The sequence below is a fragment of the Cytobacillus oceanisediminis genome, from assembly GCF_003182355.1.
Taxonomy (GTDB): domain Bacteria; phylum Bacillota; class Bacilli; order Bacillales; family Cytobacillaceae; genus Cytobacillus; species Cytobacillus oceanisediminis_A.
The window spans coordinates 35,057-58,417 of sequence record NZ_QGTW01000018.1 but is presented as its reverse complement, the minus strand read 5'-3'; the positions used below and the strand labels follow the sequence as shown (position 1 = coordinate 58,417).

Sequence of the window (23,361 nt, the reverse complement as noted above, 5' to 3'; positions counted from 1 at the left end):
AAAAAGCGCCAGCCCCACGCAATAACCATCTTGGCTGACGCAAATAATTATATACAGGCGCAAAATGAGATGAATATAAAGATTTCCGTAGAAGAGCTCTACTTTTTTACCCCTTCCAAATAGCGCCCAATCCGATCCATGCCTTCTTTCAGCGTTTCCATGGAATAGGCAAATGATATGCGGAAATAGCCTTCTCCATAGGAGGAAAACGCACTCCCTGGGACTACAGCTACACCGGCTTTGTCGACTAGTGATAATGCGAAATCAAAAGAGGTCATCGAAACAGGGGGCATTTTAATAAAAAAGTAAAATGCTCCGTCTGGCTTGACGACATCCAACCCCATTTGTACTAATCGGTCGTATACGTATTCGCGGCGCTTTGCATATTCCTGTCTCATTGGCAGGGCGTCATCTTTCCCTGTTGTCAGTGCTTCCAGGGCAGCCATTTGAGAAATAGAGGCGGCGCATGTCACATTATATTGGTGGACCTTCAATATATGCTTTGCCACGTTTTCTGGCGCAAATAAAAGGCCTATGCGCCAGCCTGTCATTGAGTGGGATTTGGATAAACCGTTAATGACGATGGTTTGTTCCCTTAATATAGAAGCAATCGAGTGATGCGGCTGATCATAAATCAGTTCGCTGTAGATTTCGTCAGCAAGGATAAAAATATCGCGTCCCTTAACAAGAGAGGCAATTTCCTTGAGCTCTTCGATCGTTAAGCTAACCCCTGTTGGATTCGAAGGGTATGGCAATACAATGCAGCGTGTTTTCTCGGTAATTTGCTTTTTAATAATACCAGCAGTGAATCGGAACTTATTTTGCGTAATATCCGTAAAGATGGGAACTGCCCCGCATAGCTTGATAATTGGTTCATATCCGGGGTAAACAGGCCCTGGCAATATGACTTCCGAGCCTTCTTCCAAAATCGTTCTGAATGCAATGTCTATTGCTTCACTTGCTCCGGAGGTAACAATGACCTCTGTTTCGGGGTTATAGGTAAGATTGTATTTTTCGTTTACAAATGCTGATGCAGCTTTGCGCAAGCGTATGTCACCTGCATTGTGCGTATAGGATGTAAAGTTTTGGTCGATTGCATTTTTTCCGGCCTCTTTTACATGCAGTGGCGTCGGAAAATCAGGCTGCCCAATTGTAAGGGAAATCATATCTTTTGTGTCGGCAACCATGTTAAAGAACTTTCTGATCCCTGATATTTCTATGTTCTTTACTTTGTCATTTATTAAATGTTCCAATGTAATTTCACCTCTCGTAATCATAATCTATATTCTATCACTTTGCAGCCCGCTGTTCTAACTGCAAATCGCAAAAAATAAAAAAGGCCCTGATATTAGATCAGGGCCTTGCTTGCATTGTATTTTATATTAATATCCGTAATCCCAGTCTACTTCATCTTCATGCCAGAATACAGGAGAAACCGCACCAAAGTCGATTACTTTATTTTCAAGATTGCACTGACAATGTTTTTCTCCACACTGCTCTTTTAACTCTTCAAAAACCGAATGCTCCACATTTTCAATAATCGTCAATTTATTTTCATCATGATAAAGGATAGCTGTACCTTTCATGCCTGATTGCACCTCTTTTTATTATTGTGGTAATAAGATTTGCCGTTTACAAAGCTATTGTATGCCTCATAGTGAAGTGTGTCCATACAATTGTGAAAATGTTCACAAAAAATTCAAGATGAAAACGGTTTAAAAATTAGACGGCTATAATATATATTTATTTATTAAAAATGATGTAAAATTTTACAAATAGTTGAATATAATTCATTTAGATATTAACATAAGTAGATAGTGATTACTAAAAATTATGAGACTGATAGTTAGTAATTAATTGATTGGAAAATTAACAAGATCAGGAGGTTTTGGAGTGGAGACAACTTTGGAAAAACAGCCTTATGAAAGCACCAGGGAATACGGGGGATTCTGGATTCGTTTTGCGGCCTATTTAATTGATTCTATTATAGTAGGAATCCCGCTATTTATACTGACCATCGTTATTTTTATGATTTTCTTTGGTGCATCTGACGCCTTTAACATGATGATGAGCGACCCTGCCTATCTCGAATCTGAAATGACTGACGCTGAGGCGATGGCCCTTATGGGATCATACCTAGGGGCAACGGGTGTCACTATCATTGTCAATCTGGTGATTGCGCTTGCTTACTTTGCTGGTTTGCATGCATCCAAGTGGCAGGGTACAGTAGGGAAAAAGCTATTGGGTTTAAAGGTGACTGACCTGAATGGCAATCGAATTTCTTTCTGGAGGGCTTTAGGCAGGTACCTCGCCATGGCTATTTTGTCAGGAATTCTTTTGATAGGATTCATTATTGCAGCCTTTACAGAGAAAAAGCAGGCATTGCATGATTTAATTGGAGGCACTGTTGTAGTTAAAAAATAATTACTCATAAAGCTGTACGGCACCCGGCTGTGCAGCTTTTTATTATTGTTATTAGCAATAAAGGATTTATTCTCTGGGTGTGGAATATAATTTTAGGAAAGGGAGGATTTAAATGAAAAAACAAGATATTATCAATCATTACGAGTCATTTTCATTATGGCTGGAGTCTTTGAAAAAACTTGAACAGAATAGCTGGCATCAGCCTGTTTTAGAAGGGAAATGGCCAGTAGCAGCTGTGGTTGCACATTTGCTCTTTTGGGACAGATATTCACTCAAGGAACGTTTTCCGCTATTCAAAGAAGGTACAGAGCTGGGAAGCTTTCCGGATTTTCAAAGTGTGAATGATGCTGCAAAGGAATACGCTGAAAAGCATGATCAAATTAAGATAATTGACGAACTTTTGGCTGTTAGAGAACAGTTTCTTAAAATGCTCGGCAATATGACAGAAGAAAGCTTGGATATTTTATTTATGATTGGAAAGCATTCTCTAACAATTCGTGATTATTTTGCTGATTTTATTGAGCATGATCTGCACCATAAAAAGCAGATAATGGAAGCAACCGGTGTAAGCAATTAACACCGGTCAAGTATACTGGGCTGTGATTTTATAACAGTAATATAAGATGCCATTACATCGCTCAGCAAAGCAGGCAAAGACTCCACCTCAGAATGATGCACCCAATAAAATAAAGTGCCGAAGAACGAGTTAACAATCATTTTGGCAATTCGGGGGGCATTTGCCTGTTCGCTAAATTCACCTCTTTTTTTCCCTTCTTCAATCAAGCTAATTAATATGGACCTGAATTCAGAGGCCAGCCGGGTTTCAGAGATTTGAAAATCTTTTACTACCGTACTTATATGGAAAATAGATAAAAGAAGGATCGGTCCGTATTCCTCATTTTTAATAGCCATAAATTTAAAAAGCTTATAAAGGTTTTCTTCAATTGATTCGCTGCTGTCAATGACTTCCATATAAAAAGCATGCAACAGCTTAAGCTGGGATTGTCCCACTAAATGCAGAACAGACTCCTTCGAATGAAAGTAATTAAAAAATGTACCTTTGGCAACTCCTGCATGGTCGGTAATTTGCTGGACAGTTGTATTTTGGAATCCCTGCTTCTTAAAAAGCTCTACTGCGCTCTTAAAGATTAATTTTTTTGTATATTCTTTTTGTTCCTTCCTTTTCATTATTATCCACCTTAAATATAATACTTGCTATTATAGCATAATAAAAAATAATTATTAAAATATTCATTTAATTTTTACGAAAACTTTCAAATTTAGGTTTTTCTTAAAAATTAACAAAATAAAAAGGGTTTTTCTGACCAGTCTTGAATAAGGAATAAGGTGTTTTTTACCAGAAAGGGCTGATGAAATGGAAGTTGAAAAAACGGAGCTTCGCAAACAAGGGAAATTGAATTCCTGGCGGCTCTATATGACAATGCCAATAGTATCCTGGGCACTTTATGATTTTGCAAATACTATTTTTTCATCCAATATAAATACGATCTTCTTTCCTTTTTATCTCCAGGAAGTAATAGGGGAAAATGAAGTTTTAAACCAGATTGCCAGTACCTTTATTTCTTATTCGAATGCACTTGCGAGTTTTTTTCTTGTGCTTTTTTCTCCTTTATTTGGAGTCATGATAGACAGGACTGGAAAAAAGAAGAAATATATAGTGGCCTTTACGCTGATCACTGTACTGGCAACTATTTTAATGGGAGTCTTTGCAACAAGCCAATTTAGCGGAAAAGTTCTTGGGCTGCCAATTTATCTGGCCTTGGTCATTTTATGCTTTGTTATAGCCAAGTTTTTTTACCATTCTAGCCTGGTCTTTTATGATGCGATGATCTCGGATTTGGGGACGAAGCAAGACATACCTTTAATCTCTGGATTTGGCGTTGCAGTCGGATATATAGGAACCCTTGTAGGCCTGACGGTTTATTTATTTGTAGGGGATGACGGTTTCCATGAAGCGTTTATACCTACAGCTATATTATTTATGCTTTTTTCATTGCCTCTATTTTTCTTTGTTAAGGATAAGCCGCTTGAATTAAAAGAAAAACAAAGCTTTTTATCGGGTTATAAGGAAATTTGGCAGACTTTTAAAGAAATGAAACATTACAAAGCCATTTTCACTTTTATGATTGCATATTTTTTCTTGAATGATGCCATTGCAACAACAATTGCCATGATGGCCGTTTATGCAAAAACGATAGTAGGCTTTACTACAGGCAAATTCATTTTGCTTTATCTCGTTTCGACTGTTTCCAGTATCATTGGTTCCTTTGCATTTGGCTATATAACCAAGGCGAAAGGGCCTAACAAAGCTGTTAAATATGTGGGAGTTCTCCTCCTGGTTGCGCTTGCGATAGCAGTTGCTTCTGTGAATGAATTGATGTTCTGGATAGCCGGCAGCATGTTTGGTATTGCTCTCGGTTCCATGTGGGTAACGACGAGAACGTATATAGTGGAATTGACTCCTGATCATAAGAGAGGGCAATTTTTTGGTCTCTTTGCGTTTTCAGGAAAAGTTTCTTCTATCATTGGCCCGCTCATTTACGGAAGCATCACCTTAATCTTTGCGGAATATGGAAATCTGGCGAGCAGAATGGCTCTAGGATCTTTAATGATTCTCACTTTAATAGGATTAATTATTCATTCCAGAATCAAAGAGGATGGCAACCCTGCATAAGTACTTAAGAGGACTAAATTAAAGTTGCGTCTACATTAGCAAGCCAATCGGCTTGCTTTTTTATATTCTTTTAAATAATATTCATTTTAAATTAGGGTCTTCCTTCATACTAATCTTGAACTTTTCATAAGAAAAATTATCCATTCATGGTATATTAGTAGAGAAAATGCTTTACTACAGATAGGAAGGGCGAAAGAAATGGAGCAAAAGAAAGGCATACTGCTGGAGAGCGGAACAAATGAATTGGAAATTGTTGAATTTTCAATTGGGAGAAATAAATTTGGAATTAATGTCATAAAAGTAAAGGAAATTATCAATCCGGAGCAGGTCATTCCGGTACCGCATTCTCATAGGCACATTGAAGGGATTATGGAATTGCGGGGAGAAGTTCTTCCGGTAGTAGATGTGGCTGCTTCACTGGGAATGAAGCCTTCTGAAAATCTGCAGCAGGATAAGTTTATTGTTACTGAATTTAATCAGCAAAAAATTATTTTCCATGTACATAATGTTTCACAAATCCACCGAATCTCCTGGGACCAGATTGAAAAGCCATCTGAAATGTATCAGGGGCCAGATAGCCAAGTAATCGGTGTGATCAAGCTTCAAGGGGAAATGGTCCTCCTATTAGATTTTGAAAAAATGGTTACGGAGATCAATCCTGATTCGGGGATTAGCATCCAAAAGGTACAGAAGCTCGGCAAGAGGGAGAGGTCAGATAAGAGGCTGATTGTTGCAGAGGATTCGCCTTTATTGCGAAAGCTTCTGCATGATACTTTGAATGAAGCCGGCTTTTCCAATGTTGAATTTTTTGAGAATGGGCATGCTGCTTATAAGTATTTGGAATCTCTCATTGAAAAAGGATCTAATATAACTCAGGAAATACAGTTAATTATAACAGATATTGAAATGCCGCAAATGGATGGCCATCATCTCACAAAGAAGGTAAAAGATCATCCACAGCTTTCCGGCATTCCTGTTATTATCTTTTCCTCCCTGATAACGGAGGATCTCCGCCATAAAGGGCAAATGGTGGGTGCAGATGCTCAGGTAAGCAAGCCCGAGATTGCTGAGCTGGTGCTTCTAATTGATCAATATGCATTATAAAAAGCTGGGTTTCCCCAGCTTTTTTGCTCTTAAAAATAACTTTCGCCAAGCTTCTTGAATACTGGCTTTTCATAGCGCGGTTTCTTCTGGTGCGGTGTGCTGTTATATTCTTTTAAGCCTGTATAAGTCATGAGCAGTTTTTTCGCAGTGTTTAGAGATAGAGAAGCTTTAGGATTTCTTACATAGGAATCTAGTTTTCCAAGGTGTGGAAGGTGCGAGAAGTCTTCCTTGGAAGGCGGCAGGTGAAAAGAATAATTTCCGCATTTCACTAAGACATCTGACTGCTGCTGGCTGTTTTTTGGATTGCCTGAATAGTGAAGGCCTACCTTGCTGGCTTTTCCTTCTTTAATAAGTTTTTGAAGCGCATCATGCTTGAGCTTATATAAAAACTTAGGGTCTGGTGCTGTTTTTGCATGGCGGTTAACGGTGAAGATGGCTTGTGAGAGGTTTTCAACCGTTGGATGCAGATGGGGATTTTGTTTCTTTTCCGAATTCAATTTTATGGCTCCTTTCATATTTTAAAGGGGTATAGCCTTATTATACCCCTTTTATTCAATAAAACCAACATGCGTATCCATACAAGTTGTTTGGAAGGGTTTCACGCCCGAATGTGTTTTTCTTTGGCTGGGTGGCTGAGAGCTCCTCCTCTTATAATGGCCAGAAGCATAAATGACCCCAATAAAATAGTTGCCATTCCCGCTCCAATCATAACGGAAGGGACGCCCAGCCATTTAGCAAGCAGCGCTCCTGCTGCAGGAGCCATAAGCATGGAAAAAGTCTGCAAGGACATGGCGGCTGCCGATACTCTTCCCATCATGTTCTTGGGAGTTTCAGACTGCAGAACATAGCCATATGGAACAGATTCACCCGCTCCTAGCAAGCCAAGCAGACATGCACCTATTATCCAAACGAATGGCGGTAAATCAAGAAAACCCAGCCCTCCCAATCCAACAGATAAAATTAAAGTGCCGCTAAAGACCGCTGATGAAGCCATCAGATGAATCGGTTTTCGGTTCCATTTTGTCCATTGCCCCAATAAGAGGGAGCCTACAACACTTCCGAATCCCACCGCACTTATGAGCAGCCCAAAATTGCCTTCGCTGAATCCGAGATGCTGGGCGATAAATATGAGAAGCCCGTCATATAGAAAGATAATAAAAAATGCGGCGGAAGATAAAATGATCGATATTTTTAACAGCGGAGTATGTGCGATATGTTTAATGCCTTCTGAAAAATCAAACCAGTAATTTCGTTTTTCCGGATTGCCTGCAGGTTCAATTTCCTCCGATTTCTCAAGATCCGTTAAATTAGGGAGAAACAATAAAAAGATGACAGCTATTAAAAACCCGGCTGCTTCAAATAAGAAGGGGCTTTTCGGGCCAAAAAGGGCTATGATCACGCCACCTAAAGCAGGACCAGCGATTTTCATCGTGTTAACGGAAAGCTGGCTAAGAGTGACCGCCTCCGGAAGCAGGCTATCAGGAACAATCATCCTGATGGCACTTTGTCTGGCAGGGTCATATAGGGCAGACACGGTACCTTTTAAAAATACAAACAATAGCAAGATATAAAGGTTTGGAGCGAAAAATAAACCTGCCACAAATAAAACTCTTAAAAGCAGGCAAACAATCATGACAGCTTTTTTTGGTAATCGATCGACGAATACACTAGCGAAGGGACCAACTATTACCCAGGGCAGTCCCAGAACAATGATGACTGAAGCAATAGCGGTTTCATCCAGGCCCCAATGGTAGGCAACAATAACCTGGAGGGCAATAAAATCCAGCCAGTTTCCAAGGTCGGAAAAAAGCTGGGCGCCAAATAGCGAGCGGAAGGGCTTCAATTTTAAAGGTTTAAAAATGCCTGCTTTCATTGATCATTTCTCCTTTTTTTCGCCAATTGCCTTTCTCCGCCGTTCAAGCAGTTTTTCCGTATTTCCATGGGGGTCCTGGCCATCGGGAAGGTCATCTTTTTTCAATGCCTCTATTGATTCTGCAATCCATTTCAATTCAGTTTCCAATCTCATTTCAGCAAAGCGAATTGACAAAGTGCCAAGCTTGCTGATATAAGAATATCCAATTTGTGGCCACTCTTTTACAAACCTGAGAATATCTTCTGTTTCTTCCTTTCTTTTTGTTAAATGGCTAATTAAAATATCATAATCCATATCCTCATGCCAGGTGGACATCTTCATTAGCAATTCATCTTTAATGACTGGATAGGAAGGAGGAGCTTTTAGCCAGTTTTCAAATTCTTCCCAGCCTTTAGAGGTAAGTTCATACAATTTTTTCTTCCGGCCTTCATCCTCCTGTTCGACCGTATAAATAAATCCTTCATCCTCAAGTTTTTTTAATTTCGGATAGATGCTTCCATAGCTCATTCCCCAATAAAGACCTGCCGCTTTATGCTCAAATTCAGATTTAATGTTATAGCCGGTGCTGGGCCAAAAGCTGAGAACAGCTAGTAATGTGTGCTCGACAGACAAAAAGATTCTCCCTTCCATGTGTTAGTTCTATATATCAGATTGATATATCATTATGATATGTGAAATTTGAGGTAATATCAACCAAAATATTAAAAAGCTCTCGCCTTTTCGACGAAAGCTTATAAAGGGGATTTATTAAAAAGAAAATTCTTTACGGCTGTATGAGCACCCTGGTGCCATTGGGAACAATCCGGGCTAATTCCAATACATTTTCGTTATACATTCGAATACAGCCTTTGGAAACATATTGGCCAATTGATGCAGGATTATTTGTCCCGTGGATCCCGTATCCGGATTTTGATAAGGATAGCCACATCACACCAAAAGGGCCGCCGGGGTTAGGCTCTCGGTTTACAATAACAAATTCACCGATTGGCGTTTGGGTAAGCATTTTGCCTACAGCGATTGGATACACCTTTTGAACAGCACCGTTTTTTAAAAGAGTTAAATTTCTTCTTCCACGTGAAACGACGATGGTGTATGGAATTGTATTCGGGTTTGGAAGGCCTGGGATTAATATTTGCTGCCCGGGATAGATTAGATTGGGATTTGTGATGGAAGGATTGGCTGCAAACAGCTGCCTGAGAGAGCGGCGGTAGTTTCTCGCGATTATCGCCAGAGTCTCACCTTGCTTTACAATATGATAAATAAAAATCATTCCCTTCTTTAAAGGTCTAATCAAATATATGCCCACAAAGTTGATCTTGGAACTTGTAAAAAGTATGGTAAGGAAAGAAGGCAGCCCATGAAAAAAGAAAGCCCGCCAAATAGCTGCTTTCTTTCTTTAGTTCCCATTATCGGAGTGTAATGTGAATACCGTCATTTCAGGACGGGATAAAAATCGGAAGGGCAGGCGGGTTGTGCCTAATCCCCTGTTAACATAGAGGGTTAGGGGCTCCTGGCTGCCGATCTCGTAAAAGCCTTCATGATATCTTTCTGCATATGGCGGCTTAACCAGTGCACCGAAAAAAGGTATTTTTATTTGTCCGCCATGGCTGTGGCCGCTTAACTGTAGCTGAATGCCAAAGGAAGAGGCTCCATCAGCCAAATCAGGTGCGTGTGACAATAAAATTTTATAGGAAGGTTCCGCAATGTTTTCTGCAGCAAGCTTAATATCCGGCCTTCCCAGCATGGCATCATCAATTCCGATAACATGGATGCTGCTTCCAGAAACCTCAATTTTACGATTTTCATTAAGTAAGAGGATAAAACCTGCTTCCTCCATAATAGATTTATAGATGTCAGATCCATAACCGCCATGATCATGGTTTCCGTAAATGGCAAATTTACCCATAGGTGCTTCGATTTTTTGCAGAAGAGGAGGTATTTGATTAGCCTCTGAATACTTATTGGGCTCATCCATTAAGTCACCAGTGAAAAAGATAATATCTGCCTTAATTTTATTTATCTTTTCAATTAATTCTTCCAGCTGATCCAAATCATAATGGAAACCGAGATGTGTATCGCTGAATTGGACTATTTTAAGATTGTCGAATGCTTGCGGAATTGCATTATTAGAAATTTTATGGTTTGTGATATCCAAAAGCCGGGGCTCTATATCGCGTGCATAATAGTAGCCTCCCGCACTTAAACCGAAAGCGGCAGCAGCAAAACCGAGCGTTTTTTTTAAAAAGGATCTTCTGGACACTTTTTTCGGCATTTATTTTACCAACCTATCTTTTCAAATTTTGCTCCGGAATACCAAACTTAAAGGCATTTGCCCGGCTTGGCACTCTTTTAGCCGTACCTTCTAATACTATCAAACTATGCTATTAAAAAGAAGGAATAACTCTTTTCTTTATTGACTTCTTTTTCCTGTTGCAGCTTGGGAAAATTTTAAAAAATAAATAGTTCGAAAATTCCATATTTAGTGGTAAAATAGGAAATGAATGATCATTCAGTTTTTGGGAGGGAATAGTTTTGAAGAATAAAACAGTTATTGTGACAGGCGGTTCAAGCGGAATGGGGAAATATATGGCTAAAAGGTTTGCGGAAGCAGGGGCTAATGTGGTTATAACCGGCCGAAATCCAGAACGGCTGGAAGCGGCGAAAACAGAAATTGAAGCTTCCCCTGGAAAAGTTCTGACGGTTCAAATGGATGTGCGTGAAATTGAACATGTAAAACATATGCTCAACGAAACGCTGAATGCCTTCGGACAGGTAGACTTCCTTGTCAATAATGCAGCAGGCAATTTTATCTGTCCGGCAGAGCAATTAAGCGCCAATGGCTGGAATTCTGTAATTAATATTGTCCTGAACGGAACCTTTTATTGTTCTAGTGAAGTCGGTAAATACTGGATTGAAAAAGGCATAAAAGGGAGTATCATCAATATGGTGGCTACATATGCATGGGATGCCGGTGCAGGTGTAATCCACTCGGCAGCCGCCAAGGCGGGAGTACTATCCATGACAAGAACGCTGGCTGTTGAATGGGGCAGAAGGCACGGAATAAGGGTCAACGCTATTGCCCCTGGCCCAATAGAAAGAACTGGCGGGGCAGACAGGCTTTGGGAATCAGAAGAAGCTGCCAAGAGAACGCTTCAAAGTGTCCCTCTCGGCAGGCTAGGCAAGCCTGAAGAAATTGCTGAATTGGCTTTCTTCCTGTTTTCAGAAAATGCCGGGTATATTAACGGGGAGTGCATTGCCATGGATGGAGGCCAGTGGCTTAATCAAAACCCATTTTAAGGTCATGCATAAAACCGGCTGATTTAATCAGCCGGTTAAACATCATCTATTGGTAGCTGACAGCTCTTGATTGTAAAGCTTTCCATGAAGAAATAAAGCGTTCTTTTGAAACCTTTACCTGTTTCTTGCCGGAAAGCGGGTCATTTAAATAAACATAGTTGTCATCGTAGCCAACTAGTACTACAGCATGCAGGTCTAAAGGTGTTTTAATGGTTTGGCTGCCGTGGGTCCATGATTCCCAGCGGTCTGGAAGCCTGTAATCACCTGTAGTCCAGACCACAACAGGAAGCCCTTTGGAAGCGTGGTTTAAGACTGATTCAAAGTCCTGGCCGGTTAAATTAACGGCTCTTCCCGGCAGGAATTTATTTACCAATTCCACAATGGGTTTATCGAATACAGCATACCCTGCATGTTTTCCAGTCATATCACCTACAAATCCTTCTGCAGGGTTTCCCCATTTTACAATATCATTTTTATACCGGATAAGCGGATCATTTTCTTTTTTTACGCTATTGTACAAATCCATTTTCCCCAATTTCACACCTGCATATTGCAGAACCATCGTCAAACTTGTAACTTCACATCCGTATTTTAACTCCGGATTTTGGCTGATCAATGGAACATCAAGCATTACAGCGCGTTTTTTCTCTTTTACAGCCGTATTTGTGTTTAGGGCTGTGAATTTTTGCGTTTGCGGCTGTTCTTCCTTTGCCTTTGTCCGGGTTTGGCTGTCCACTTCACTTGAGGACATATTGGCCTCTTGCCCTTTTGGACTCACAGGTTCGGAATGACCGCATCCAAGCAAAGGAATAAGAAGGAAAACAATTAGGAAATTCCTCATGAAATACCCTCTTTCATTGATGTCCTGGTTTTAGCTTGTGAAGAGGAGGGCCCTAGTATAAGGTTAAGCTTATGGAAAACCAAGCGGATTTATCAATTTGTGGAACCTGTATTTTGAATAGTAAATGATGAAAGAGAATATGGTATAATAATTCATTAATATACATAGGGAGGCTAATGGACATGGATGCATTGGATATTCTTACAGATTTGGATAATGTGTTTCCTTATTTCCAGCCAATATTCAGTGCGGATGAGCATCGTGTCATTGGTTATGAGGTGCTGGGACGGTATAGGGGACCTTCGGGAGTTGTCAGCCTGGGGCCTTTTTTTCAGGATGAAAACATTCCTGAAGAATTTAGGCTCGAGGTTGATTATGAAATCTTAAAAAAGGCTTTGGAAAAAGCACTTGATCTCGATAAAGATATTTTGCTGTTTGTAAACAGAGATGCAGATCTGCTTATGCATAATGATGGAGAACAGTTCCTTAACACACTCCGTGAGTATGAAAAAAAAGGCATAAGCCTCGGCCGCATTGTCCTGGAAATTACAGAGCGAAATTACAAAGGGGATATCGACCATCTCGATCATCTTTTAAATTATTACCGGACTTATGGAATTAAATTAGCAATCGATAAACTTGGCAATGAAAGCAGCCACCTTGACCGTATAGGACAATTGGCTCCGGACATATTAAAGGTTGACTTAATTTCTATGCGCTCAACAGCTTCTGCATACAATTTTAACGATATTCTTTATTCATTATCCATGCTCGCAAGAAAAATTGGCGCAAGCTTGCTTTTTGAGAATATAGAAATGACATATCAGCTGCAATATGCCTGGAAAAATGGCGGACGTTACTATCAGGGTTATTATTTACAAAAACCTGCAGAAGATTTTACCGAAAGAAACCTGCTAAAAGAAAAACTCAAAAATGAATGCCATCAGTTTATTACCCATGAAAAGAAAAAGCTTGAATCGCTTTACAAGGTAACACTGGAGTTTAACGAAAAGCTTAATGACTTTATTAATAAAAACCGTAAGATAACCAATTATGAAGAAAGTCTGGAACATCTTGCGCAGCTTTTGGATGGAGCTGCTTTTCGCCTTTATATCTGTGATGAAGATGGTTTTCAGAAATCTGCAAATTTTTTCAAAAAGGACGGAGGATGGGTTCTCCAGAAAGAATATCTCCATAAAAATTGGAGCTGGCGCCCATACTTTCTGGAAAATATCATGAAGATGAGAATAAACAAAAAAGGCATTCTTTCCGATTTGTATACCGATATTGAAACAGGCGAAACGGTAAGGACTTTTTCATTTCCCCTAAATGCGGATGACTATTTATTTGTGGATTTATCATACAATTATCTTTACGAGCATGATGGATTATTATAGAGGGATAAAGATAAATAACTAGTATAAACAGTCTCTTATTGAGGAATTGTATGGGTAGAACCTTTCCTTGAGGAGAGATTAAAAAATGAGTATGTTTACTTTGATCCTTTTATTTATTGGAGCAGGGGTCCTTGTATATTCCTTAGTGTATACCCTGTTTGTTGCAAAAGAACGAAAAGCTGTCAGGGGAGATATTGATACGGAAATCCCTGATAAGGTACAGAAGCATGCTTATTTGCGCAATCCTGTTTTTCTGACCTATGCTATTTTCTTTGGCATTGTGCTTGCATTGATTATGTATTTTGCTTTTACATGGAATTGGTAAAAGACCCGGGCAGGGTCTTTTTTTATATAAATAATAATTAGCAATATTTACATAAAAGTTAAAGATGCACTTTCTCGCATAAAACGTTAATTCTTTGTCAATACGGGTAGATTTAAAACAAGAAAAGAATTTTCCTGTCAAAACATAAGAGAATTTCGGGAACGAAAGTAGCTGGTAGATCATTCATTTGCTGGTAAAATTGAGGGTGTAAATATAGAGCGATAAAGAAAGGGAGATTGGAATGTACAAGCACTTATTAGGATTTTTATTTACTTTTGCAGCCATGTTCGCAGTGATTCCTTCCCATCCTAACGCAGAGAGCGGATTCATAAACAATGAGGAAGTATACAAATTTTTACAGGAAGCGTTCCAGGCACAAGTATCGTTAAGTGAGGAAGAACGAAGTCTGGAAGAAGTTAATGGAATGCTTACACCTTATTTTTTGAAAACACCCAAAAAGCAATTTCTGGATGAAAATCTTGTTTCTGAAAATGGAAAGTATTTTATCTACGGATCGGATGCCGCACATTTTTACATTCCGTTTTTTACGTATTCGGATGATACCAAGGTAGTTTCAGACAAAGATAAGATTTATGTATTTGAATATTTTCCGGAAAACCATGAAGGTCCAGTAGGCTATGAAAGCCATTATGAAGGGGTATTGCTTGAAAAAGATAAAGGACAAATGAAAGTCGCACAATTTCTAGGTGAAAAAATACCTGAAAATATCTTGGAAAAAGCAGAGAAATCCAGGCAAGAATCGGAAAAGACTACATTCAAAGCAGCTGACGAACCGGTTTGGGTTAATAAGCCAGCATACCAATTCAGCTTTTTATTAGACCCTTTTGATGCATTCCTCCGATCAGGAAGCATGCTGTTAACAGACAATAGGCAGGGAGTCCTTGGTCTATTTGAACATAAGAAATTAAATGACCAGCTGGCTTCCAATTAAAACAGCAGAGCATAAAAGCAATGTGATGCTTTTATGCTCTGTTTTTTTATTCTTTAATTTGCAGCGCTGTTTTTAGTTTTTCCAGGTCAAATCCTGTAATGACCATGTCACCGATGACAATGGTCGGGGTGGAGTAGGAATTATACTGCTGGGTCAACTCTTTGTGAGTTGCTGCATCTTTTTTAATATCTTTTATTGTAAAAGAAAATCCATACTCTTTTAAAAACATTTTAGTTATTTCACAGGGGGGGCATTCCGGCTGTGTATACAAGATAATTTCCTCCAACTTAAAGTCCTCCCGGGGTTTAATAACTATCATCATAGTGCAGGGGTCTTGAGTAATCAATTAATTTGCTTTTTGAAGATAATCAATTAAACCCATTGAGCATACTTCCATGTCAATAGAAAGGGTCTCAAAGACTGGATGGTCATTAGGTACACCTTTCTCAGAAAGATATCCCTTAACCCGGCTGGCAAGCTCGTCTCTTGCTGCATGCGTCTGCTGTTCAAAGGAACCTCCTTCAGCCATCCCTAACTTGCCTGCTTTTACAAAAACTTCAATCCACTCTTTGATTTGCCTGTAAACCTCTTTCGGATTCCGGCTCATGCCGTAATGTCCAAAAAAGATATAATCCAAATCCATTTTTTCATACATTGAAATAGAGTGCAGCATTTTCCCGGGATTGAATTGATTCGGTGAAGTTGAGGGCAAGTATAACTCAATGCCTTCGACCGCTAATTGAGGATAGGTTACCCCAGCGGTATCCCCGGTGAACATCCCATTTAATGCCGGATGGAAGATGCTGAAGTGGTGGTTGGCATGCCCTGGGGAATTAAAAAACTTTAGGGTGCACCCGGAACCGATTGTAAGCTCCTCTTCATGTTCTTTAATGATTATTTTTCCTTCCGGAACAGGAAGTATCGGATTAAATAGGTCATCGAATTTATTACCGTAAACAGCTTTTGCGCCGGCAATAAGGCGGGAAGGGTCTGACAAATGCCTGGCTCCTTTTGGATGGACAACCAATTTTGCATTTGGACAGTGGGTTAGGAGCAGGCCAGCACCTCCAGCATGATCCAGGTGGATATGAGTAACGATGATATAGTCAACGTCCTCTGGTTTGAATTGGAGCTGTTTTAGTCCTTCAAGAATATAGGGGACTGATGGGCTGGCGGACGTTTCAATCAAAGTTAATTTTTTTTCCGTTAAAACATATGTACCGGTACGTTTTTCCAATGAAAGATCAAAATCATCAATTAAATAAAGATTTTCAGCCAGTTTTTCAGGTTTTTTCAAAAAAATTCACACCCTTTATAAAGCTTTTGCTTGTACAAACACATGACATTATTTTATTCTGTTAATATTGGTATGTAAAGTAACTAAGGTTGAATATTCTGAATTCAATTCATAAGGATAGAAACATGCCAAAAGAGAAACCTAAATGTATGATTATGGGTTTTGTTTTGAAAGGAGAGAGAGCATGTCACAGCTTCAAGGTATATTAACACGCTTAAAAAGCTTGCAGGAACAATCAACAGGCGGAGAGCCAATGCAGAGATTTTTTGAGGTAAATGGAGAAAGGAAATGCCAGGTTACCTATCATCCAAAAAATGAAACATTTGAATTAGAAGTATATAACGATAAAGAGAAGCCAAAAAGATATCAATTTGACAATATTGATATGATCACCATCGAAATTTTCGACTTGATCCAATAATTTCACCACATACATAAGGGGCCCTTTTAAGGGCTCCTTTTATTTTACTGGAAATTGCCTCCGGGGATTTTTAGAAATATGATATAATTTCTTAAACAAATTGCTAGAGGTGCGAAATGTATTATTTAATAGTGATCCTTCTTTTTTTTACAGTGCTTCTTATGCTTGCGGATTTAATCAATACAAAAAAAGAAGTAGTCATGATCCGGAAAACACTTGAAGATATGAAAAAAATTCTTGAAGAAATCAAAGGCTCTAAAAAGTAAAACATACATACCCTGCTGAGAGATAGAAAAGGATATAAAAAAGAGGTGATACTATGATGCCAACTGTTAAGTGTCCGAGCTGTATGGCTGAAAAAGAAATTGATGGAGTACTGACTGCCCAGTCTAATCAGAATGTGATCTTTCGCTGCCCCAACTGCCATTACGAGGTTAAGGATATTCAAACCAGCAAAGGATGATGATGTAAAAAGGGGGAAAATTGCCGGGGACTGTGATAAAATAAAAGGGATTCATAACTTTTTTTTGAGGAGTTTTCGGCGATGATTAGTCTTCATAGCGAGGAATTTTTAGAATTTAACATGAGTGATTTCATGATTCCTTCAGAGCGGGTAGCACATGTCCAGGTGGGAAATAATTTGGAACACGCCCTTTTGGTTTTGACGAAAAGCGGTTATACAGCCATTCCGGTTCTTGATCCGCATTATAAACTGCAAGGTTTAATCAGTACTCCGATTATCATGGATTCCATTCTTGGTCTCGAGCGGATTGAATTTGAAATGCTGGAAAAAAAACGAGTGGAAGAGGCTATGAACCGTACAATTCCGCGGCTTGATATTGACGCTTCAATTCAGCAGTCTATCGCTCTTTTAGTTGATCATCCTTTTTTGTGTGTGGAAAACAAGGAAGGCTACTTTGAAGGGATTCTGACTCGAAGAACTGTATTGGACCAGTTGAATAAGCATCTTAGAAGATTAAATAAAAAATAAATTTATTCAGCTCCCCAACTGAGGGAGCTTGCTTTATTTTTAATGGATAAGAAAACGCATTTATTTAATTCCCTTTCTGTTTGGGTCCTTTGTTTTGCGTTCTTCTTATCCTATTGGAGGGGAAATTGTTTGGGCCAAGTCATACATAAGAAGCAGCCTGACGGAAAGAGAAAAGTAACGAAAAAGCCTTTTGTGCTTGCTACGGTTATGCTCGCGATGTTCATGGGTGCAATCGAGGCAACCATTGTTTCAACAGCTATGCCTGCCATTGTTGGTGACTTAGGCGGCTTTGCTTTATACAGCTGGGTATTTTCAGCTTACTTGTTAATGAATGCCGTTACGGTTTTAATTTACGGCAAGCTGTCTGACTTATTTGGGCGGAAGCCGGTTCTGACATTCGGTATTATTGTATTTTTAATCGGTTCAATTTTATGCGGTTTTGCGGAGTCCATGACCATGCTTATTATTTTCCGCCTAATCCAGGGATTTGGTGCTGGTGCCGTAATGCCAATTGCTACTACAATCGTCGGAGATATTTACACAAAAGAGGAAAGGGCACAGGTTCAGGGCTATTTATCAAGTGTATGGGGGATTTCAGCCATAATGGGCCCGGCAATTGGTGGCCTTCTTGTTGAATATGTAAGCTGGCGCTATGTATTTTGGGTTAATATTCCGCTTGGCATAATGGCTATTGCAGGCTTATGGATCTTCCTGCATGAAAACGTTGAAAGAAAAAAGCATCAGATCGACTATGCTGGGGCTGTTCTTTTAACCGTTTCAATTTCTTCGCTGATGTTTGTACTTGTAGAAGGCGGGACAAATTGGGCGTGGAATTCAATTGAAGCAATCAGCCTGATTTCTGTGAGTGTAATTGCATTTATATTATTTATCCTGCAGGAGCAAAAAGCTGCCGAGCCCATGATGCCTTTTAACATTTGGAAAGAAAAGCCCATCCTGATTGCAAACCTGGCCTCTTTGACGACTGGCGTAATGCTGATTGGCATATCTAGTTTTCTGCCTGCATTTGTCCAGGGTGTTATGGAAAGATCGCCAATTGTGGCTGGATTCACACTGACAACGATGTCAATTGGCTGGCCTATAGCTGCAGCAGTTGCAGGGAAGCTGCTGCTGAAGATTGGTTTCAGAAGTACGTCAGTATTAGGCGGAATATTCCTTATTTTAGGCAGCATTGTATTTGTCACACTTACTCCTGAAGCTGGACCGTTATGGGCAGCTTCAGGCAGCTTCCTTGTCGGTGCAGGTATGGGATTGACCAGCACTGCTTTTATTGTCTCTATCCAAAGTACGGTTGAATGGAAACAAAGGGGAATAGCAACTGCCGCCAATATGTTTATGAGAAACCTTGGCAACACCATAGGTGCAGCATTGCTGGGCGGGATTCTAAACAGCCAGATAAAGTCATTTATCCGGAAAAATGGTGAAGATATTGATGCTGATTTATCTCTTGATTCAGCGAACGTGCTTTTAAATGAACAAGCAAGGAATAATATGGATGCAGGAGTTAAAGAGGTGCTTCAAGATGGGCTGACCTTCTCGCTCCACTCGGTTTACTATGCTGTTTTATTATTTGCTGTAGTCAGTTTTATATTGGTCATTGCTTTGCCAAAGCATGAAAAGGATACTGCTGCCTAAAGTCGTTAAAATTTTATTTATTTAAAGGCTTTGTTAAAGCCCATTGTTGATTTTGGCACCCTGTTAAATGGAGAGGAGCGCGCGAGACTCCAGCAGGAGGAGTGTGTCAAAGGGAGATCCCCCAAGCGCGCTGAGGAGGCTCCCTGACCACCCGCGGTTCGCTTTAGTGCCTGGAGCGGAAATCAGCAGGCAAATTTAATAGAGCCTAAATAAAAGCTCTGCAGCGAAATGCAAAGCTTTTTTGTTAGAAGATTTTTATTAAAAGCTGGATGATTAAAAGGATTGTAATTGTATGCAGCAGCAATTTGAGTATTCTAATAGAGATTTTGTTTGCCAATCTGACTGCTGTTTGGGCCCCGATGATGGATCCGATGCCAAGGAAAATGGCAATGCTGATATTGAAATTGCCGGCAGCTACATATGAAAAAATGGAACCTGAACAGCTGACAAAGGTTTGGAACCGGGTAAAGGCCATTGCTTTTAAATAGGAAAAGCCTCTGTTTAAGTACATGAACATCAGCAATGTCCCTTGCCCAGGGCCGAACATGCCGTCATAGACGCCGATGCCATACAGGTAAGGGTAAGTACCTTTTGTATTTTCAGCCCCTTCCTTTTCAGATGGTTTTTTTATAATTGTAAGAATGAGAGCAAAACAAAGCAATATCACAGCAATGAGTGTCATCGTTTTTTCTGAAAGCGTATTTGCCAGCAACCCTCCTGTAATTCCTCCACCCAATGCAAAGGGAGCAGTCTTGGCTGCAGGTGCAAAAGTGATCTTTTTTTCCTTAAGGAGCACAAGGAAGCTTGAAAATGAGCTGAAAATATTAGAGAACTTAGCTGAAGCTATGGCTGTATGGATTGGAACACCCAGCATTAGCAATGATGGCATCCCAATCAATCCTCCGCTGCCTGCCAATGTGCCAATAAATGCTGCAATAAACCCAATAAAGGTAAAAATGAAAAGCTCCACTTTTTTCCTCCACCTCCTGTTCCTGATTTCATTTTATTCCGATTCTCTTGATAATGAAATTCAAATAAAATTAAGATATACTATAAGAAAAAGTTATAAAGGGGAGAGGAAATGTCTTCACTTACAGAATTTCACCTTCTATCGGTATTGGCTCAGGAAATGAATATGAGAAAAGCAGCTGAAAGATTATTTGTATCCCAGCCAGCCCTTTCCCAGCGCCTAGTGAATATTGAGAAAGAATGGGGAAACAGGCTTTTCATCCGCTCGCAGAAAGGCTTGTCCCTGACCCCGGCCGGTGAACTTGTCATTCAATTTGTAAATGAAGTCCTTGCCAAGGAAGAAAAAGTGAGGGAGTCGATCACAGCCCTTAACTCGGAAGTGCATGGGACATTAAAAATAGCAGTCGCTTCAATCGTAGGCCAGAATTGGCTGCCGCAGGTACTTAAGAAATTCGTCAGCCGCTATCCGCAAGCGAAAATTTCTTTGATAACCGGCTGGAGCAGTGAAATCTTAAAATCTCTTTATGATGACCAGGTACATATAGGAATTATCCGCGGGACGCCTGACTGGAAAGGTGTAAAGATCCCTCTTTTCAAGGATAGCCTTTATCTTGTAGATACAGAGATTACAAGACCTGAACAGGTTCATGAAACGGACCGTCCCTTTATTCAGTTTAAGAGTGATTCAAACTACTACCAGGAAATCCAGGACTGGTGGTTAAGGCAGTTTAAGACATCACCGAAACGGACAATTGTGGTCGATCAAATCGAGACATGCAAGCAGATGACTTTTAATGGAATTGGCTATGCGATACTTCCGGCTATTACCTTGAATGGCGCAGAAAAAAATATTTTTAAGATTCCCTTGCTGGATGAAAATAACATGCCCATCAAGCGCGATACTTGGCTGCTGGGCTATGAATCTGCATTCCAGCTGAAACAGGTGCAGGCATTTGCTGAATTAATCAAAGAGCATATTGAAGAGGAAGGCAATAATTAGTTGGTTCTCCTTATCTAGTTCGAACGCCAGAATTAGCAGAAAAGGTCAGGTATACCAATTAATTAACACGAAAATTCCATGTTATTTTTCTTGTTTTCAATGCTTTTGTTTGTTAAAGTAATGCTAGTTGTAAAGTTATACATAGAGGAGGACTTTTAATATGAAAATGATGGATGCAAACGAGATTATATCTTTTATCCAAAACAGCACAAAATCAACACCTGTAAAGGTTTATGTAAAAGGAGATTTAGAAGGGATCGACTTCGGGCCATCTGCTAAAACTTTTCTAAACGGAAATACTGGGGTTGTATTTGGCGAATGGGCTGAGATTAGCCAGGCTATCGAATCCAACCAGGAAAAAATTGAAGATTATGTTATCGAAAACGACCGCAGAAACTCTGCGATTCCTTTGCTTGATATGAAAAATATTAAAGCGCGCATTGAGCCTGGTGCGATTATCCGCGACCAGGTTGAAATTGGCGATAATGCGGTGATTATGATGGGTGCATCCATTAATATCGGATCTGTAGTCGGTGAAGGCACAATGATCGACATGAACGTTGTCCTTGGCGGAAGAGCTACCGTCGGCAAAAACTGCCACATTGGTGCAGGAACAGTATTAGCAGGCGTTATCGAGCCTCCTTCAGCAAAACCGGTTGTCGTTGAAGACGATGTTGTCATCGGTGCTAACGCTGTTGTCCTTGAAGGAGTAACAGTAGGTAAGGGAGCTGTTGTAGCTGCAGGCGCAATTGTTATTGACGATGTACCTCCTTACACTGTTGTTGCAGGGACACCTGCACGCGTTATCAAAGAAATCGATGAGAAGACAAAGTCCAAAACAGAAATCAAGCAGGAACTTCGTCAACTTTAATTGCCATAAAGCAAAAAGCGTGGATTTCCTATCCGCGCTTTTTCTTAAATAGATAGAAGGGGGAAGCTGGCATGGGTGCGACAAATCCTTTTACAGAGATACGCCGCGAACTTCATAAAATACCCGAATTGGGGTTTCAGGAATTTAAAACACAGCAATTTTTATTAAACTACTTATATTCTCTCCCGCAAGAAAATATAGAAATAAAGACATGGAAAACAGGTATTTTTGTAAAAATCAGCGGCAAGAACCCTTCCAGGATGATTGGGTACCGTGCTGATATTGATGGGCTGCCGATTGTTGAAGAAACGGGCTTGCCTTTCAAATCGGAGCATAGTGAGCAGATGCATGCCTGCGGCCATGATTTCCATATGGCAATTGCTTTGGGGCTGATCACTAAATTCGCAGAGGACCGGATTAACGATGACTTGCTTTTTATTTTTCAGCCAGCAGAAGAAGGGCCAGGCGGAGCAGAACCAATGCTGAAATCAGGTATTATGCAGGAATGGAAGCCTGATATGATTATCGCTCTGCATATTGCTCCCGAGTATCCTGTAGGAACCATCGCCTTAAAAGAGGGCTTGCTGTTCGCCAACACATCCGAACTTTTTATCGATTTAAAAGGAAAAGGTGGCCATGCAGCATATCCGCATAAAACAAATGATATGGTTGTGGCAGCTTGTGCATTAGTCAGTCAGCTTCAATCAATTGTTTCAAGAAATGTGGACCCGCTTGACAGTGCAGTCATTACAATTGGAAAAATCACGGGCGGCACTGTACAAAATATAATTGCTGAAACAGCAAGGCTGGAAGGAACCATCCGGACATTGTCACCTGAATCCATGGAAAAAGTAAAAAGTAGGGTACAGGCTCTTGTAAAGGGCATTGAAGTTGGGTATGAGTGTGAAACTGCCATTGACTTCGGCAGCATGTATCACCAGGTATACAATGAAGAAAGCTTAACCAGGGAATTCATGGATTTTACCCGCGCCAACACAGAAATGAATGTTGTTGAATGCCGGGAAGCCATGACAGGAGAGGATTTCGGCTATATGCTCGAAGAAATTCCAGGATTCATGTTTTGGCTTGGCGTCGATTCGGAATACGGGCTGCACCATGCCAAGTTAAATCCTAATGAACAGGCGATAGAAAAAGCAATTGAGTTTATTGCCTCTTATTTAAAATATAAAGGTTAATTTGATAGAGGATGCCTGCTGCAGGCATCTTTTTTTGTGGGGCAGGAGAAAAGCA

28 protein-coding genes are annotated in these 23,361 nt (G+C 40.1%); 16 read left to right on the top strand and 12 right to left on the bottom strand.

The genetic code is table 11. The annotated features are described in order from the left end of the window. Window positions 1-98 precede the first annotated feature (98 nt). Together DFO73_RS24730 and DFO73_RS24725 are read right to left on the bottom strand one after the other, a co-directional pair. A complete protein-coding gene (locus DFO73_RS24730) occupies window positions 99-1,253 on the bottom strand; it encodes an aminotransferase A (RefSeq protein ID WP_110067346.1) in 1,155 nt (384 codons plus the stop codon). Between the two features lie 129 nt (window positions 1,254-1,382). After that, on the bottom strand, window positions 1,383-1,586 hold the full coding sequence (locus DFO73_RS24725; RefSeq protein ID WP_110067345.1) for a hypothetical protein: 204 nt from the start codon (window positions 1,584-1,586) through the stop codon (window positions 1,383-1,385). A gap of 307 nt (window positions 1,587-1,893) precedes the next feature. Between DFO73_RS24725 and DFO73_RS24720 the strand changes: the two genes are divergently transcribed. Together DFO73_RS24720 and DFO73_RS24715 are read left to right on the top strand one after the other, a co-directional pair. Then, window positions 1,894-2,424 (top strand): RDD family protein, encoded by a 531-nt coding sequence (locus tag DFO73_RS24720; RefSeq protein WP_110067344.1) that lies wholly within the window; start codon window positions 1,894-1,896, stop codon window positions 2,422-2,424. Window positions 2,425-2,536: 112 nt separating this feature from the next. Further along, on the top strand, window positions 2,537-3,001 hold the full coding sequence (locus DFO73_RS24715) for a DinB family protein (protein ID WP_110067343.1): 465 nt from the start codon (window positions 2,537-2,539) through the stop codon (window positions 2,999-3,001). Here the strand turns inward: DFO73_RS24715 and DFO73_RS24710 are convergent. Further along, entirely contained in the window at window positions 2,998-3,612 is a 615-nt protein-coding gene (locus tag DFO73_RS24710) for a TetR/AcrR family transcriptional regulator (RefSeq protein ID WP_110067342.1), read from the bottom strand. The two genes, DFO73_RS24715 and DFO73_RS24710, sit on opposite strands and share 4 nt — an antisense overlap. 187 nt (window positions 3,613-3,799) lie before the next feature. Here DFO73_RS24710 and DFO73_RS24705 point away from each other — a divergent pair, with 187 nt between their 5' ends. Together DFO73_RS24705 and DFO73_RS24700 are read left to right on the top strand one after the other, a co-directional pair. Then, complete coding sequence (locus DFO73_RS24705; protein ID WP_110067341.1) at window positions 3,800-5,119, top strand: MFS transporter; 1,320 nt, start codon at window positions 3,800-3,802, stop codon at window positions 5,117-5,119. 198 nt (window positions 5,120-5,317) lie between these two features. Next, the gene (locus DFO73_RS24700) at window positions 5,318-6,223 is read left to right on the top strand and encodes a chemotaxis protein (protein ID WP_110067340.1); all 906 of its coding nucleotides are present in this window, start codon (window positions 5,318-5,320) and stop codon (window positions 6,221-6,223) included. A 29-nt stretch (window positions 6,224-6,252) separates the two neighbouring features. Here the strand turns inward: DFO73_RS24700 and DFO73_RS24695 are convergent, their stop codons facing one another. From DFO73_RS24695 to DFO73_RS24675, 5 genes are all read right to left on the bottom strand, one after another. Further along, window positions 6,253-6,738, bottom strand: coding sequence for a YkyB family protein (locus DFO73_RS24695; protein ID WP_258309748.1), 486 nt, complete (start codon window positions 6,736-6,738; stop codon window positions 6,253-6,255). 83 nt (window positions 6,739-6,821) lie between these two features. Further along, entirely contained in the window at window positions 6,822-8,096 is a 1,275-nt protein-coding gene (locus DFO73_RS24690; RefSeq protein ID WP_110067339.1) for an MFS transporter, read from the bottom strand. 3 nt (window positions 8,097-8,099) lie between these two features. Then, window positions 8,100-8,708, bottom strand: coding sequence for a PadR family transcriptional regulator (locus DFO73_RS24685; protein WP_110067338.1), 609 nt, complete (start codon window positions 8,706-8,708; stop codon window positions 8,100-8,102). 151 nt (window positions 8,709-8,859) lie between these two features. Then, a complete protein-coding gene (locus DFO73_RS24680) occupies window positions 8,860-9,357 on the bottom strand; it encodes a L,D-transpeptidase family protein (RefSeq protein ID WP_110067373.1) in 498 nt (165 codons plus the stop codon). A gap of 135 nt (window positions 9,358-9,492) precedes the next feature. After that, on the bottom strand, window positions 9,493-10,368 hold the full coding sequence (locus DFO73_RS24675) for a metallophosphoesterase (protein WP_110067337.1): 876 nt from the start codon (window positions 10,366-10,368) through the stop codon (window positions 9,493-9,495). 260 nt (window positions 10,369-10,628) lie between these two features. Here DFO73_RS24675 and fadH point away from each other — a divergent pair, with 260 nt between their 5' ends. Then, complete coding sequence (gene fadH, locus DFO73_RS24670; protein ID WP_110067336.1) at window positions 10,629-11,393, top strand: 2,4-dienoyl-CoA reductase; 765 nt, start codon at window positions 10,629-10,631, stop codon at window positions 11,391-11,393. 46 nt (window positions 11,394-11,439) lie between these two features. Here the strand turns inward: fadH and DFO73_RS24665 are convergent, their stop codons facing one another. Beyond that, complete coding sequence (locus tag DFO73_RS24665) at window positions 11,440-12,234, bottom strand: C39 family peptidase (RefSeq protein WP_110067335.1); 795 nt, start codon at window positions 12,232-12,234, stop codon at window positions 11,440-11,442. Window positions 12,235-12,416: 182 nt separating this feature from the next. On the opposite strand from DFO73_RS24665, the gene DFO73_RS24660 reads away from it, so the two are divergent. The 3 genes from DFO73_RS24660 to DFO73_RS24650 all read left to right on the top strand — a co-directional run bounded on the left by DFO73_RS24660 (window position 12,417) and on the right by DFO73_RS24650 (window position 14,908). Beyond that, window positions 12,417-13,631: an EAL domain-containing protein gene (locus tag DFO73_RS24660; protein WP_110067334.1), complete on the top strand. Its 1,215-nt coding sequence runs from the start codon at window positions 12,417-12,419 to the stop codon at window positions 13,629-13,631. 85 nt (window positions 13,632-13,716) lie between these two features. Then, entirely contained in the window at window positions 13,717-13,956 is a 240-nt protein-coding gene (locus DFO73_RS24655) for a hypothetical protein (RefSeq protein WP_110067333.1), read from the top strand. 241 nt (window positions 13,957-14,197) lie between these two features. After that, window positions 14,198-14,908, top strand: coding sequence for a DUF3993 domain-containing protein (locus DFO73_RS24650; protein ID WP_110067332.1), 711 nt, complete (start codon window positions 14,198-14,200; stop codon window positions 14,906-14,908). Between the two features lie 46 nt (window positions 14,909-14,954). On the opposite strand, the gene DFO73_RS24645 is transcribed toward DFO73_RS24650, so the two are convergent. Continuing rightward, window positions 14,955-15,194: a glutaredoxin family protein gene (locus tag DFO73_RS24645; RefSeq protein WP_110067331.1), complete on the bottom strand. Its 240-nt coding sequence runs from the start codon at window positions 15,192-15,194 to the stop codon at window positions 14,955-14,957. 60 nt (window positions 15,195-15,254) lie between these two features. Next, window positions 15,255-16,205, bottom strand: coding sequence for an MBL fold metallo-hydrolase (locus DFO73_RS24640; protein ID WP_110067330.1), 951 nt, complete (start codon window positions 16,203-16,205; stop codon window positions 15,255-15,257). A gap of 184 nt (window positions 16,206-16,389) precedes the next feature. Between DFO73_RS24640 and DFO73_RS24635 the strand changes: the two genes are divergently transcribed. From DFO73_RS24635 to DFO73_RS24625, 5 genes are all read left to right on the top strand, one after another. Next, window positions 16,390-16,626: a YkuJ family protein gene (locus DFO73_RS24635; protein WP_026583075.1), complete on the top strand. Its 237-nt coding sequence runs from the start codon at window positions 16,390-16,392 to the stop codon at window positions 16,624-16,626. Window positions 16,627-16,742: 116 nt separating this feature from the next. Then, complete coding sequence (locus tag DFO73_RS28900; RefSeq protein WP_181396123.1) at window positions 16,743-16,892, top strand: hypothetical protein; 150 nt, start codon at window positions 16,743-16,745, stop codon at window positions 16,890-16,892. Between the two features lie 53 nt (window positions 16,893-16,945). After that, window positions 16,946-17,089 (top strand): hypothetical protein, encoded by a 144-nt coding sequence (locus DFO73_RS28895; RefSeq protein WP_181396122.1) that lies wholly within the window; start codon window positions 16,946-16,948, stop codon window positions 17,087-17,089. An 81-nt stretch (window positions 17,090-17,170) separates the two neighbouring features. Continuing rightward, window positions 17,171-17,617, top strand: coding sequence for a cyclic-di-AMP-binding protein CbpB (cbpB, locus tag DFO73_RS24630; RefSeq protein ID WP_110067329.1), 447 nt, complete (start codon window positions 17,171-17,173; stop codon window positions 17,615-17,617). A gap of 207 nt (window positions 17,618-17,824) precedes the next feature. Then, a complete protein-coding gene (locus DFO73_RS24625) occupies window positions 17,825-19,270 on the top strand; it encodes an MDR family MFS transporter (RefSeq protein WP_258309758.1) in 1,446 nt (481 codons plus the stop codon). 244 nt (window positions 19,271-19,514) lie between these two features. Here DFO73_RS24625 and DFO73_RS24620 read toward each other — a convergent pair whose 3' ends face one another. After that, window positions 19,515-20,240: a sulfite exporter TauE/SafE family protein gene (locus tag DFO73_RS24620; RefSeq protein WP_110067327.1), complete on the bottom strand. Its 726-nt coding sequence runs from the start codon at window positions 20,238-20,240 to the stop codon at window positions 19,515-19,517. Between the two features lie 111 nt (window positions 20,241-20,351). Here DFO73_RS24620 and DFO73_RS24615 point away from each other — a divergent pair, with 111 nt between their 5' ends. The 3 genes from DFO73_RS24615 to DFO73_RS24605 all read left to right on the top strand — a co-directional run bounded on the left by DFO73_RS24615 (window position 20,352) and on the right by DFO73_RS24605 (window position 23,306). Continuing rightward, entirely contained in the window at window positions 20,352-21,239 is an 888-nt protein-coding gene (locus DFO73_RS24615) for a LysR family transcriptional regulator (RefSeq protein WP_110067326.1), read from the top strand. 160 nt (window positions 21,240-21,399) lie between these two features. Further along, window positions 21,400-22,110, top strand: a complete 711-nt coding sequence (gene dapD / locus DFO73_RS24610) for a 2,3,4,5-tetrahydropyridine-2,6-dicarboxylate N-acetyltransferase (RefSeq protein ID WP_110067325.1) — start codon at window positions 21,400-21,402, stop codon at window positions 22,108-22,110. A gap of 71 nt (window positions 22,111-22,181) precedes the next feature. Next, window positions 22,182-23,306 (top strand): N-acetyldiaminopimelate deacetylase, encoded by a 1,125-nt coding sequence (locus DFO73_RS24605; protein ID WP_110067324.1) that lies wholly within the window; start codon window positions 22,182-22,184, stop codon window positions 23,304-23,306. The last annotated feature ends 55 nt before the right edge of the window (window positions 23,307-23,361 follow it).